A 12,867-nucleotide genomic window follows, 5' to 3' on the forward strand; every position below is an offset into this window, starting at 1 on the left:
TTCTGGACAGAACGAACTACGACGTCGTGGTCTACATGGAAGAGAAGTCAGCGGACTCCGATGGCAACATCGTGACGCGCCCCTCGTCCGTGGGTTTTCCGGCGCGGGCAATGATCCAGGTTCTCGCACAATCCGGTACGTCCGCCAGGCGCTCCGAGCAGGACAACGAAGGATTCGAAAGCGAGGAAGTGTACCGCTTGCGATTCGCCCGGTCCTTCCCGTACCGATTGGGCGCACAAGCGCGCATCGAGTGGCGTGGCCAATACTGGGCGATCATCGGCGAGGCCCGAATCTATGCGGGCTCTCGCAGCACGGCGCACGTCGACTACACGATTCGCCGCACCTAGTCAGGCACCGAGGCCATCGAGAGCGAACCCGAAAAGCAAAACCACAAAACTCAACAGCTTGATGGTTTTCACGGTTCGATCGTGCCCGTAGACCCAGATCGCGGCGAACAGAAGCACCACCCGGCCAAATGACGTGACGATGACGCCAGTCAACAGGCTAATCCCGGATACAAGAACGATCCGCGGCGCGTCACAGTAGACCAGCACTGTCAAGGCGACAACGAGCGGGATCGTCAGCAGTGTCACTGCCCGCTCCTGGACGGTCAGGTCGATTCCTGCGAGTCGCTTCTTCGGCTTCTCGGCGCGACGGTTCGCCCATGCCTGTATGCGCTCGGGGCCGACAAGGTCCACGACGATGACGGCCGCAGCGATCAGCGTAAGCAGCTTCCCGAGGCGAGCCCACCAGAGAATCTTCATCCCCCACAGGTATGCATCGCGCAGCGTGGGATCTCCCGCTGCCCACCTGCTCAGGGCCTCGCCAACCGATACGTGATCCATTCTTCGCCTTTCCGTGGAGACTCGCTTTGGCCCGACGATATTCAGCCAGGTACATCAACGATGTTGTAGCTCACTTGGCGGGCGTGGTGGATTCGGTTCACGACACCGCCACCCGCATCGGCATTGAAGCCGAATCTCGACTCGACCGCCACCGGTACCGGGGTGAAGCCCGGATCGAGGTAGAGCGTGGAGGTAAGACCGACTCGTTCGTGTCGCTTGTCGACCCGGCCGCTCGGAGTATCGAGTTCGGACACCGGCACAACTTCACTGGCCGATGGGTCCCAGGGCTCTACATCGTGACCGGTGCCGCTCACCGGTTCTAATCGCAGGACGGACTTTGGCTACGCGAACAATGCCGCGAATCCAAGAAGTGGTTATTCCGGTACTGCGGGCAAATCTGCCGGGAGTCACCGTCACATCCTGGGTCCCTAAAGTAGACCATCGAGACTTTCCGCTGCTGAACATTCGCAGGCTGGGTGGACTTCCGAAGGACGTCCGGCGACTGGACATGCCGGTCATCGAAATGACGGCATACAGCCGCGATGGGCTGATCGCCACCGAGAACCTTTATCTGGATGCGCGCCAGGTGCTCTGGGACATGGTCCGCGATCAAACCGTCACTCCACGCGGATATCTTCACAGCTACTTCGAAACCATGGGCCCGTCCCAATTCGACAGCCCGTACGACGACTCCTGGCGAATCCAAGGTTTGATCCAACTCGGGCTTCGCCCGCTCAATCCGTAGGAGTTTCGCCGATCTATGGCGCTCAATGACGATGCGGTTTTCACCGCCGCAAAGGGATACATCCTCACCGCCCCAGTCGGCACCGCGGCCCCAACCCCGACCGCGATCGACTCCTTCAATCCAAACACCGGCCTGTCGCCGTGGATCAGCATCGGACACACGTCACGGGAGGACTTACCCGAGTTCGGTTTCGACGGGGGCGAGACCGAAGTCCGGGGAACGTGGCAGAACGAAGCCCTCAAGTCCGTGACCACGGAAGCGGCGGTCGACTTCGTCACCTTCTCGCTGCACCAGTTCGACGAAGAGGCCCTGTCGCTCTACTACGGGGTGACGAACAGTTCGTCCACGACCGGAGAGTTCTCGGTCGCGGCGGCCTCGACGTCCGCCACCGAGCGCGCGCTGCTGATCGTCATCGTGGACGGACCCACGTCGATCGGCTTCTATGCCCGCAAGGCCGCAATCCGACGCGAAGACGCCATCGAGCTGGCCACTGACGAGTTCGCCCGCCTACCACTGCGCGCCACCTTCCTCAAGGACGGTGCGAACCCACTGTTCTCGTGGATCTCTCTCGACACCGACGTCAACCCGGCGCCTTGAGGCCCGGAACGCGCGGCTCTTGGCGGACCTCAGCGCTTTCCGCCCCACGGCATGGTCCGCCGAACACCCCAGTTGAAAGGTTCGCCGCCGCCCGATGCCCAACATCTTCACCCTCTCCGACCTCCGCGCGGATCTTGACCGCGAGTTCGCCCCACTGACCCTCGACCTGGGCGAGGGGGTTGTCACACTCAGGAACCTCATGCGTGTCTCCGAGGACGAGCGAGCCACCGTGCTCACCGCCCTGTCCGAGGTCGACGAGCTGCATCACTCCGAAGACGACTCCACGACCACCACCCCCGAAGACCTTGCCCGGCTCGCCCGCGCGGTCGAGACGATCCTGTCCGTCGTCGCCGAGCCCGGCCGCGGCGATGCTGTCGTCCGAGCGTTGGGTGGAGACCTGATGCTGTCCATGAAGGTGATGGAAGCCTGGGCGGAGGCGACTCAGCCGGGGGAAGCGCAGCACTCGCCGAGCTGATCGACAAGCACGGCGAGGAACTTGTCGCAGACTTCCTCCTCTACTACCGCCTGGACCTACGTATGGCGCTCGTGCCTGGGTCCGGCCTCTCCGCTCGCCGGGCGCTCGCCTTGGTCAGGCAGCTCCCCCCGGAGTCTGCGACCGTCGCCGCAATTCGCGGTGGACCTCGGTTTCGCGGCTGGGGGCCTGACAGGTACCTCATGGCGAGGCTCATCGACACCGTCACCAATCACGCGTACGCGTTCGTAGCGGCCAACTCCAAGCGGAAGCCGAAGCCACCCGATGCCGTGACACGCCCGGACACCCGCGCTCGCAAGCGCGCCCGAGGCGACTTCTCCGCCTTGGCCGCCGCCCGTATCTCAGCGGTGAGAAAGCTCAAGGAAGGTATGGATGGCGAAAGGCCCCGGCGGTAAGGAAGTCGACCGCGTAGCCGTTCGAGTCGCTCCCAACACCAGCAAGTTCGCCAAGCAGCTCCGGGCTTTTCTCAAGAATCTGAAGAAGATGCTCCGCCTCACGGTGCCAGTCGAGCTAGATATCAAACACGCACGACAGTCCATGGCCCGGCTGAGACGAGATCTCGCCAAGCCCGTGAAGGTCGCCGTCCAAGTCGATGCGAAGAAGCTGGACACCAGCCTCCCGCGAATCGACATGTCCGGTTTGAATCTCGACCTGGGACCAACTGAGACGTTGATCGGCAACATCCTCGTCAAATGGATGCAGACCGAGAGGTTCCTCGGTCTGGTACGGCGGAGAGCAGTCGAGGTAGCCCGCGAGACACTGAACATCGCGAAGCGCACCGCCAATGTTCGCGCACACTGGCGCTATGTCGGCGGAAAGCTGACACAGGCCGCCAAGTCTATTCGCGCGATCAAGGCCGACGGCTTCTATAAGAATCTCCTCCGAACCGGTGACGCACTTGCTGGTGCCACCGGTCGAATGGGCCGGTTCGGGATCGCCGCCACGAGAACCCTCGGACGGACCACAACCCGCCTTGCCCGGGGCGCTGCATCGGCTGTCGGCACCATCGGTTCAGCACTGGGAAGCGCGGTCGGTTCGCTCGGCAAGCTCGGCCGCGCGGGATGGATCGCCGTAGGGGTCTTCACCCTCGCTGCTCCCGCAATCGGACTCGTCAGCACATTGCTGGCCGGCTTGCCGTCATTGGGCCTTGCGGCAGCCGCCGGAATCGCGGCGGTATCCCTCGGGCTGGACGGAATCAAGAGGGCCGCAGCTCAGCTCAAGCCAAACATCGCAGCGCTCAAGGCGTCGCTATCGGCGAACTTTGAGAGCGGTCTTAAGCCGGTATTCGCACAGCTCAAGCGCGTCTTCCCCGTTCTCGACCGGGGTCTCAACAAGGTCGCTGACGGCGTCATCGTCATGGCGCAGTCCTTCGTGGACGTAGTCACGTCCGCGCAAGGTCTTCGCCAGATCGAGGCCATCCTAGGCAACACGGGGAAGTTCTTCACACAGCTTTCCCCGATGGTTCGGGACGGCACGAGCGCATTCTTGGCACTCGGAAAGGCCGGTAGCGAGCAGTTCGGCCTTCTGGCCTCAGTCCTTAACAAGTTTGCACAGGACTTTCGGGCTGCAACCGACCGAGTCATCTCCGACGGCTCTTTCAAGCAAGGAATATCTGGGCTTGCAAAAGTAACAAGCTCCCTGCTTGACGTTTTCGTAAAGCTGTTCGAATCCGGCATCCGAGTAATGGGCCAGATCGGCGGCTCGTTGTCCGAGCTGATTTCGGCGGTCGGTGACGCCGCAGTGGTCCTGCTGCCAATTCTAGGCACCCTGACCAATCTGGTCTCGAAGGTCTTGACCCAAGGGCTTCGCGCACTCATTCCCGTCGTCGAGGCGCTTCAGCCAGCCTTCGAGCTGCTTGCAGAAATGGTGGGGACACTCCTCGGAGACGGGGCAATAGGCGGCCTAGCTCCCATTCTCCTAGAGCTGGCTCGGGTGGTCAATTCCGTCCTGGTAATGGCGCTTCGCGCCATCCAGCCAGCAATCGGCCCCCTAGTCGATTTCCTAGTCCAACTTGGGCGGATCGTGGGGGATTTCCTCGCGGGTGCGTTCCGCGAGCTGGAACCGCTCCTGACTGAGCTTTCGAAGATTCTGTCCGAATTGCTGATTGCCGCCGTTCCGCTTTTGCCTTCTTTGCTTGAGATCGCGCGAGTCGGATTCGGCGTACTGCTGGCAGTTCTCTCTCAGCTCGTCCCGCCCGCCGTGGAATTGGCTCGCGTGGCGCTCCCGATTCTGGTGGATATTGTTCGACTGGCTGTGCCTGCGGTGGCTCAGCTCGCAAAGATCCTAGGTGGGCTTCCTCTCGCGGAACTCACTGGCGCGATCGTGCAGTTCCTGATTCCGGCGTTCAATGCTGTTCTAGTCGCGACGCGAGCGGTTTGGCCACTGGTCTCCGGGATCATCAAAGGCGGCCTCGATTTTGCGATCGGTCTGATTCGATTATTCGTCGGTCTTCTAACCGGAAACTGGCAACTTGCCTGGGAAGGCGCCAAGCAGATCTTGTCTGGCGCCTGGGTCGCGCTCAAGAATGGCTTCACGCTCGGATTGCGCGCGCTGTACGAGCTGGTCGTCGGAATCCCGATGGGGATCCTTCGCAGTCTTGGGAATCTTGGCAGCCTCCTGTATGACGCCGGAGCTTCGATCATTTCCGGGCTGATCGACGGAATCCGCTCGATGTTCAACTCCGCGCTGAACTGGGTGGGTGGACTTGTCTCCGACATTCGAGACTTGTTCCCGTTCTCACCGGCGAAGAAGGGTCCTTTCTCAGGTAAAGGCTACACCCTGTATTCCGGTCGCGCTCTCGTCAGCGACTGGGCAAAGGGCATCCGCGACGGCACGCCGGCCGCGATCGGAGCTATCGAGGAAATGATGGCCGCCACCAACACCGCGGCCTCCGCCGAATGGCAGGGCGAAATCAAAGCCGATGGGTTCGGCGGAATCGGCTCGGTTGTCGCGGACGCACTGTCGGGCTGGCAAGTACAACTCGACGGAGGCGGCTTAGCGAAGCTGGTCAACAAGGCAAACACACGGAATGCGAGGCGCGGGTGAGCACCTGGTACCTAGGCCCCCTCGGGGATCTCCGGGCACTCACCTGCCCCGAGCCAGGCATCACCGTCAGCCAGGTCCGTTACGGCGGTATCCACCAAGGTCTTTCCGGTGCTCGCACGCTGGACGTCACCGGCCACAAGGCGGAGTACACCTTTCAGTGGCGTTGGATCGACCCCGCTGAACGACTCTGGCTCGAAGCACTCCACACCAGACTGATCCCCGGACCGTTTCGTCTCATCGACCCCCTGCGCCACAACCGACTCTCCATCAGCGCGGTCACCCTCAACGGCCCCGGCATCACAGTGCCCACCGCGACCCGAACCTGGACTACCGACTGGCCTGCACTCGCCGGCCCCGGGTACCGGTCGTTGCGCCTGACCGGCTGGGGTGGCGAGACCAACACGGTCACCTTCGACCAGGCGGTCAAGACGGCGGTGTTCCCCGAGGAACAGATGGTGGGCTCGGTCTGGCTCAAGGCCGACGCTGCGGTCAGCGCCCGGATCGGCTTCGAGTGGTTCGACCGGACTGGTGCCCAGGTGGGCACCAACTACAACACCGTGTCCATCACCACCACGTGGACTCGTTTCTCGATGTTCCGGTTGGCCCCAGTAGGGGCGGTCAGCGGGGTGTTCCAGTTCCGTGGCCAGACCTACACCACGCCTGTCCAGCTAGCCGCACCCCAGTTCGAACGCGGCAGCACACCCGCCGCGTGGGAGACCGGAGGCGGCGCGCCAGTGGTGGTGCTGGACCAACTCGCGCTCACCTCCCCCCGATTCCCCTTGGTCGACTGCGACCTGACTCTCCTGGAGGCATGACTTGCAGACCCACGGCGGCACAGCAGCCGCCGGTGCGATCGAATCGCGTGAACGCAGATTCCTCGCTTCACTGATGGTCGACTGGAACCGCAACGGTCTGTTCGATCATCCGCTGTCAGACCTGTCGTCCTACCTCGACGACGTGTCGGTCGATCGGTCGCTGCGTGGCACGGCCCCGGAAGAGCTGCTGCTGATCGAAGGAGCCGCGGCGGCCGAGCTCGTCGCCACGGTTCACGGCGCCTACAACGGGCTGCCGTTCTCAGGGGTTTTCTCCCCGTACAACACCGCGTCACCGCTGTACGGCAAGGATGTCATCGGAGCGGAGATCATTTACCGGCTCGGCGTGGAGACCCCCGGCGGTGTCATCTGGTACCCCCAGTTCACCGGGCGTGTCCGAACCGCCTCGCCGGACCGGTCGGATGGCGCCGTGGAGATCACCGCCCTCGACCGGGCCGAACTGCTCCGCAGGCCGGTCACTCTGCCCTACTGGGCCGTGTCGAGCTACCAGGAGCGCGAGGGGGCGTACGGCACACAGCTCATCAGCTCCCAGTGGGTGATCGACACGTGCCTTCGCCAGTGCGACACATCGCCGACTCCCTACCGACCCGCGACCCGCGAGGAGTTCTCGCTACCGGACTCGTCCTCGACAGGGACGCAGTTCTGGATGTCCGGTACCGGCTCGCTGGTCCCGACTGTTGGGTACTTCGGACACGCGGTCGACAACCTCTATCCGACCGACGCATCCGGCGCCGTCATGTATCGAGCCACTGCACCCACCCATCCCAACTCGCCCGAGCCCACTACAGCGCCCCTGGCGCTGGCGGCCCTCGGCACCTCGTCCGGGGACCTGCATCGCTACTCCGTGCTCGACCGAGACCAGATTCTCGAAGAGGGAACCCACTACGCGGGTTTCACCCTGGTCACCAACGGCGTAGGTAGTGACTACTACAAGACCGCGGCCAACCACAGCGTCATGGGCGTTTGGATCGGGGCTCGCTACTTCTTCAACGTGGCCATTGGTGACAACGGCAAGATCTGGTCGAACTTCTGGAATCTGGATGGTGGCCCCACGCTCTCGTCACCCAAGCTGACTATTCCTACGACTGGAAGCAGTCAGCGGGTAGAGCTGATCTGGGACCCATTCCGTTCCGGTACCCCGCAAGTCTTCCTCCGATGTGGCACCGCCACCACAGGCGGGTGGGTTTCCACTGGAAGCGCGTTTCCCTTCACATGGCAAGACGATGGGGACAAGGGCACCATTGTCCTCTCCCACAAGGACTCCCTCAGTGACGTCTTCTACGGAACCTGGGAGGGCAACTCGCCGTCCGTGGAGACGACGTACCTGGTCACCCGGCCGGCGAAGTACGCCGCCGTGCTCGACCAGTCGAAGAACCGCCTGTGCACCATCGCCGCGCAGAGCGGCACCGACGCCTGGGACGTAATCACGGAGGTGGCAGCGGCCGAGTACGGGTCGGTGTTCTGGGACGAGTCAGGCATCTTTCGCTTTTGGAACTACGACCGAGTGGTCGGGTTACAGAGCACGGCGGTTCGATCGTTCACACTCGATGACGTCACCGGCCTCAAGTTGACCAACTCGCTTGATTCCGTCCGAAACATGTACTCCGTCAAGGCCAAGCGTTCGCGCTCGCACTACGCGCGAATCTTCAAGTCCGACGATGTCGACCAGTTCTACACGCCAGGCGGTACGGTCAAGTATTTCACCGTACCGGTCGACCATGTCGTTCAACCCGATCCGCTGAGACCTTCACGCCGAACCAATGCGACGTGGCGCGACTCGGACAGGCACCGCTATGTGGTCCAGTGGTTCAAGTCCGGGGCATGGGTCGAGGACGACACCCGCACCAGCGGTGTCGACATCCGCGCCTACTTCGACGAGACCCGCCGAGTGGTCATCGAGATATGGAACGGGTACGGCGAACCCTGCCGACTGGCCAACAACAACGGAGAAGCCTGCCTGGCAATCGGCGGCACGGTCGTCGAAGACTATCCCGAGTGGACCTTCACGCGGAAGAATCTCGCGTCGGTCAACAAGTTCGGAGGCAGGAACTTCGAGCTGGCAAGCGATTGGCACCAGGAGTCCTACGACGCGCTGTCGCTGGCCACCACCCTTCTCGGCAAGACCAGCAGTCCCACCCCGGCGACAGACGCGATCAGGATCGCGGGCGACCCGCGACTCCAACTGGGGGACTGCATCTCCATCGCCGATCCGGACGCAATGGGATCTCTCAAGCTCCAGATCTACGGCATCAGACGCGTCTTCAGCAGAACCGATGGTCTCTCCGACACGCTGACCATCGAACTCGTCCGCCCCGCACCGTAGAGAAGACTCGACCATGAGCCCTCTGATTCCACCACCGATCGGGGAACCCGAAAGCCTAGGCGAGCTGTCCCGACTGGTCTCCTACGTCCTGACGTCGATCAGCCAATCCCTGAGCGACATGTCCTCTCGGCTCGACCACGTGGTCACCCGCGACCAACACCGAGCGGACCTCGCTGGCCTGCGCCGCGAACTGGACGAGGCCAAAGCAGAGATAGCCGACGTCAGCAAGGCGTGCGAGGAAGCACAAGCGCGCTCGGCGTCGACCGTCCGATGGTCCATCGGCTCCATGATCACCATCGTGTCCATTGTGGTCACAATCTGGCTTGCCCTCTCAGGCAACTAACACCCCCACCACGCAATGCCCCTCAGCCACAGGCCGGGGGGCATTGTCGTGCGCTCTCAAGGAGATCCATGCCAGTCAGCCAGAACGGTTGGCCTGTAGACCCCCCGCGCTCCAGCCGGCTCGTTCCGGGAACCAACGTCCGAGTCACCGTCGCCAACGGCCCAGCAGGCGACGTGCTTCTCCACGTCCTCTCGCAGTTCGACCGGCGGGTCGAAGACCTCGACCTGGCCTCAACCCGAGGAGAACTGGACGACTGGGGCTACGCGAGCCGCCCGATCCGCGGCGGCACCGCGACATCCAATCACTCCAGCGCTACCGCCGTAGACGCAAACGCGACAAGGCATCCCCTTGGCGTGCGCGGAACGTTCAATGCCGCACAGGTAGCCGAAATCCACCGCATTCTCAACGAAGTCGAACACGTGGTCCGCTGGGGCGGAGACTACGTCGGGCGGCCAGACGAGATGCACTTCGAGATCAACGCCTCGTACGAGCACGTCGCTCGCGTGGCTGCCCGACTGGCAGGTGGTTCCTCCCCCTCCCCCTCACCCGCTCCCAACGGCCGCCCCACACTCCGGCGGGGAAGCAACGGCGCAGACGTCGCCTTGGTCCAGCGCTATCTCGGCGTCCGACCCGCAGACGGCATCTTCGGCCCTGCGACCGAGGCCGCTGTCCGGACCTACCAGGCCCGTCAGCTCCTCAGCGTGGACGGCGTCGTCGGCCCAAGCACCTGGGCACGTATCCAGTCCGGCCTTGGGTCTGCTGTACCTGCTGGGGGCGGGACTCCTGCACCTGCGCCGCCGCGCCCGAGCCGTCCGACGATCCGAAGGGGATCGACGGGCGAAGACGTAGAGACGCTGCAGCGGTGGCTTGGACTGCCCACCGATGGCGCCTTCGGCCCCGCGACCGAAGCGAAGGTCCGCCGGTATCAAGCCATGAAGGGCCTGAGCGCGGACGGCGTCGTTGGCCCGAAGACCTGGGCCGCAATGGGCCTGTAGGCCCTCACCGAGCAGAAACGGACTGAACCTTGACTACCCCGAACCCCAACCCGAACCTGCCCACTCGCAAGGTCGGCGTGTCCACTGCGGTTGGTGCACTCACTGTCGTACTTGTATGGATCGCGGGCTCCCTCGGCGTCGTCGTACCCGAAGTGGTCGCCTCCGCAGTCACCGTGATCCTCGCCTCGATCGCTGGATACATGGTCCCTGAGCGAGACCTGTAGACAGAAAGCCCCCTCCCGGCCAAGCCGGGAGGGGGCTTTCTGTGTTTGACCACCGACGTCGTCTCGCGGCTTGGTGCTGACGCTCAGGCCGCGGTCGCATCGCTCTCGATCGACCACCGGAGCAGAACCCGCTCGATGTCCTCTCGGCGGAACCGCAGCGGGCCGCTATCGCCGCCGCCTATCCGCACGGCCGGGACACCCCAGGTACGCCAGTTCTGGTAGACGGTCTTCGACGCGATCCCGAGGTAGTCAGCTACCTCTTCAACGTTCATCAACCTCGCCATACGCGTTGCGTGTCTCCTGTCGGCTACTGGGGCACGCGCCCCTGCATCATGAGACCTCTTGACTACCCCGTCTGTCAACCATGCTTGCCATACCTGGGTATGTCCGGCATGATGGGCTCATGGGAGAAGCAAGCAGGGAGCTTCCCAAGGTCGCTGACCTGGGGATACTCCAGACCATAGGTCCCTGGCAGGTCAGCCTTCGCTGGCCGGAGGGGGCAGACCAGGGAGGACCCTGGCACTTGGAGATCCGGATGGATCCCGCCGCAGACCCAGAGGACGCCGTCGGCGGCATTTCCTCGACGGTCATTCGGCAAATCGACTTTCGTCGGGCTGCTGAAGGATGGCGCCAGCTCCGTGGGGCGGCAATCAGCGGTGCGGAGGGAATCCGGACACTTGCGATTACGGCCGAGGGGTTCAGTAAGATCGTTCGGCCGCTGATTAACGATGGACTCAGTGATGAGTACCTGGCTTGGTTGGCGACTGCCTATGTCACCTTCGTGGAGGCCGGTGTGGCTTCTGTGACGGCGCATTTGTCCGACGTTGTCCAGCGACGGCCGGACACAATAAGGTCACACCTGAAAGAAGCCCGTAACCGTGGACTCTTGACTACGATCAAGGGGCGGGCTGGGGGGAAACTGACCGACAAAGCCAAGGCCATTACTTCTGTCAGGTTCGAGGGAGATGATATTGGCGAAGGTGTTTCAACGTTGCAAGGAGGAGTGGGATCCTCCCTGCACTAAGGCTCGGTGCGGTCACGACTGGACCGTTCGGTACCGCGAGCCAGGAGGGCGTACGGGGCGCCAGCGGGAGCAGTCCTTCCCGCGCGCCAAGGAGGCTCGCGCCTTTGAGTCCAGGATCGAGAACCAGAAGAACGAGGGCCTCTACCTCGATCCGAAGCGAGGCGCTGTAAGCGTCGCGTGGTGGGCGGATCAGTGGCTGAAGAACATCAATGTTAGCGAAGGGACGTTCTCCAACTACAGCGGATTCGTTCGCAACTGGGTAGTTCCAGCCATCGGTGATCGCACCTTGGCGGGACTCCGAATGGAGCACGTACAGACGGTCCCCACGGCGATGCGGGAATCGGGCTTGGCCGCTTCGACCATCCTTGACCGGTTTGACATTCTTTACAAGATGCTGAACGCAGCGATCCGTGCCGAGCGGATTCGGAACAATCCGTGCGAAGGGGTCAGCCTTCCTACGGCCGTCGCGGCTGCCGTCAACCAGGATGATATTCCAATTCTGGAAGAGGTGGAGGCCATCCATGAAGCCATGGTCGACTATTACAAGCTGACGGTTCGTCTCATGAGCGGCGGCGGTCTGCGAGTGAGTGAGGCTCTGGCGTTCAACAGGGGCTGTCCGCGTGGTGACTTCATGCGAATCTCACAGCAGATCAGCTCGAAGGCCAACCGGGAAGACTGCAAGACCCGGTTGGTTCCTCTGAAGCACAGAACGGAGAAGGAGTACCGTGACGTCCCCCTCGTCCCGCTTCTGAGGCAGGACATCGACTGGCACCTGGACGAGTTCGGGACCGACCTGTTGATCAGCGGCAACAAGGAGGTGGAGGTCTTCTTCGCGCCGCGGCAGCGCGGCAAGGGGACCATGCCCACCGCCACCACCTACGGGTACCACTGGGTGAAGGCGCTGAAGGCGTGCGGGCTCGTGACACTGTCGGGCAAGCACAAGTACACCCCGCATGATCTACGTCACTTCTTCGCGTCGGTGGCGTTGGCCAACAATCTGCCCATCTTGGAGCTGTCGCGGTGGCTCGGGCACAAGTCGTTCAAGACGACGGCGGACATCTACGGCCACATGATGGCCGACGCCGTGGACAGGTTCCTCCTGGTCATGCAGGCTGCGCTCACGGTCAGACGGCCAGCCTTGGTGGCCGCGTAGGATCTCCCGTGCTGGATCGGTGCTGGCTCCGACCAACTTTGACCCACATACAGCCTGGTAGGAGGGGGTGTGGCAGAATTCAGGTTCAACGTATAATTCGACCACTGCCGCGCTGCCCCGACAATCGAAACACCCAAGCGCGCTCGGGTTTTTGTCGAGCCTGATCCGCGAGATCTGGCAGTGACGCGCGGAGCCCCTCGTGCGGCGCATCCTGGTGCCGCAGAACGCATCGGGGGCCCGCGTGGTC

15 protein-coding genes are annotated in these 12,867 nt (G+C 63.0%); 13 read left to right on the top strand and 2 right to left on the bottom strand.

Going from position 1 to position 12,867, the window contains the following annotated elements:
• Nucleotides 1-26 precede the first annotated feature (26 nt).
• Complete coding sequence (locus JOD54_RS11135; RefSeq protein ID WP_204450462.1) at nt 27-347, top strand: hypothetical protein; 321 nt, start codon at nt 27-29, stop codon at nt 345-347.
• On the opposite strand, the gene JOD54_RS11140 is transcribed toward JOD54_RS11135, so the two are convergent.
• Nucleotides 348-764, bottom strand: coding sequence for a hypothetical protein (locus JOD54_RS11140; protein ID WP_204450463.1), 417 nt, complete (start codon nt 762-764; stop codon nt 348-350).
• An 11-nt stretch (nt 765-775) separates the two neighbouring features.
• Between JOD54_RS11140 and JOD54_RS35990 the strand changes: the two genes are divergently transcribed.
• The 10 genes from JOD54_RS35990 to JOD54_RS11190 all read left to right on the top strand — a co-directional run bounded on the left by JOD54_RS35990 (nt 776) and on the right by JOD54_RS11190 (nt 10,443).
• Nucleotides 776-1,168 (top strand): DUF5403 family protein, encoded by a 393-nt coding sequence (locus tag JOD54_RS35990; RefSeq protein ID WP_372440294.1) that lies wholly within the window; start codon nt 776-778, stop codon nt 1,166-1,168.
• Between the two features lie 29 nt (nt 1,169-1,197).
• The gene (locus JOD54_RS36160; RefSeq protein ID WP_504739778.1) at nt 1,198-1,590 is read left to right on the top strand and encodes a phage tail termination protein; all 393 of its coding nucleotides are present in this window, start codon (nt 1,198-1,200) and stop codon (nt 1,588-1,590) included.
• Nucleotides 1,591-1,605: 15 nt separating this feature from the next.
• Nucleotides 1,606-2,187, top strand: a complete 582-nt coding sequence (locus JOD54_RS11155) for a phage tail tube protein (protein ID WP_204450466.1) — start codon at nt 1,606-1,608, stop codon at nt 2,185-2,187.
• A gap of 94 nt (nt 2,188-2,281) precedes the next feature.
• Entirely contained in the window at nt 2,282-2,662 is a 381-nt protein-coding gene (locus JOD54_RS11160) for a phage tail assembly protein (protein WP_204450467.1), read from the top strand.
• Between the two features lie 390 nt (nt 2,663-3,052).
• Entirely contained in the window at nt 3,053-5,725 is a 2,673-nt protein-coding gene (locus tag JOD54_RS11165; RefSeq protein WP_204450468.1) for a phage tail protein, read from the top strand.
• Nucleotides 5,722-6,540: a hypothetical protein gene (locus JOD54_RS11170; protein ID WP_204450469.1), complete on the top strand. Its 819-nt coding sequence runs from the start codon at nt 5,722-5,724 to the stop codon at nt 6,538-6,540. Before JOD54_RS11165 ends, JOD54_RS11170 begins: the two co-directional genes overlap by 4 nt.
• A 1-nt stretch (nt 6,541) precedes the next feature.
• Nucleotides 6,542-8,881 carry a hypothetical protein gene (locus tag JOD54_RS11175; protein ID WP_204450470.1) on the top strand — a complete coding sequence of 780 codons (2,340 nt, stop codon included), beginning with the start codon at nt 6,542-6,544 and terminating at the stop codon, nt 8,879-8,881.
• Nucleotides 8,882-8,894: 13 nt separating this feature from the next.
• On the top strand, nt 8,895-9,224 hold the full coding sequence (locus tag JOD54_RS11180) for a hypothetical protein (RefSeq protein WP_204450471.1): 330 nt from the start codon (nt 8,895-8,897) through the stop codon (nt 9,222-9,224).
• Nucleotides 9,225-9,292: 68 nt separating this feature from the next.
• The gene (locus JOD54_RS11185; protein ID WP_204450472.1) at nt 9,293-10,219 is read left to right on the top strand and encodes a peptidoglycan-binding protein; all 927 of its coding nucleotides are present in this window, start codon (nt 9,293-9,295) and stop codon (nt 10,217-10,219) included.
• A 29-nt stretch (nt 10,220-10,248) separates the two neighbouring features.
• Nucleotides 10,249-10,443, top strand: coding sequence for a hypothetical protein (locus JOD54_RS11190; protein ID WP_204450473.1), 195 nt, complete (start codon nt 10,249-10,251; stop codon nt 10,441-10,443).
• 83 nt (nt 10,444-10,526) lie between these two features.
• Here JOD54_RS11190 and JOD54_RS11195 read toward each other — a convergent pair whose 3' ends face one another.
• Nucleotides 10,527-10,715 (bottom strand): helix-turn-helix domain-containing protein, encoded by a 189-nt coding sequence (locus JOD54_RS11195; RefSeq protein ID WP_204450474.1) that lies wholly within the window; start codon nt 10,713-10,715, stop codon nt 10,527-10,529.
• A 263-nt stretch (nt 10,716-10,978) separates the two neighbouring features.
• On the opposite strand from JOD54_RS11195, the gene JOD54_RS11200 reads away from it, so the two are divergent.
• Complete coding sequence (locus JOD54_RS11200; protein WP_204450475.1) at nt 10,979-11,467, top strand: hypothetical protein; 489 nt, start codon at nt 10,979-10,981, stop codon at nt 11,465-11,467.
• Nucleotides 11,409-12,620, top strand: coding sequence for a tyrosine-type recombinase/integrase (locus JOD54_RS11205; protein WP_204450476.1), 1,212 nt, complete (start codon nt 11,409-11,411; stop codon nt 12,618-12,620). Before JOD54_RS11200 ends, JOD54_RS11205 begins: the two co-directional genes overlap by 59 nt.
• The last annotated feature ends 247 nt before the right edge of the window (nt 12,621-12,867 follow it).

It is taken from the genome of Actinokineospora baliensis, assembly GCF_016907695.1.
GTDB lineage: Bacteria > Actinomycetota > Actinomycetes > Mycobacteriales > Pseudonocardiaceae > Actinokineospora > Actinokineospora baliensis.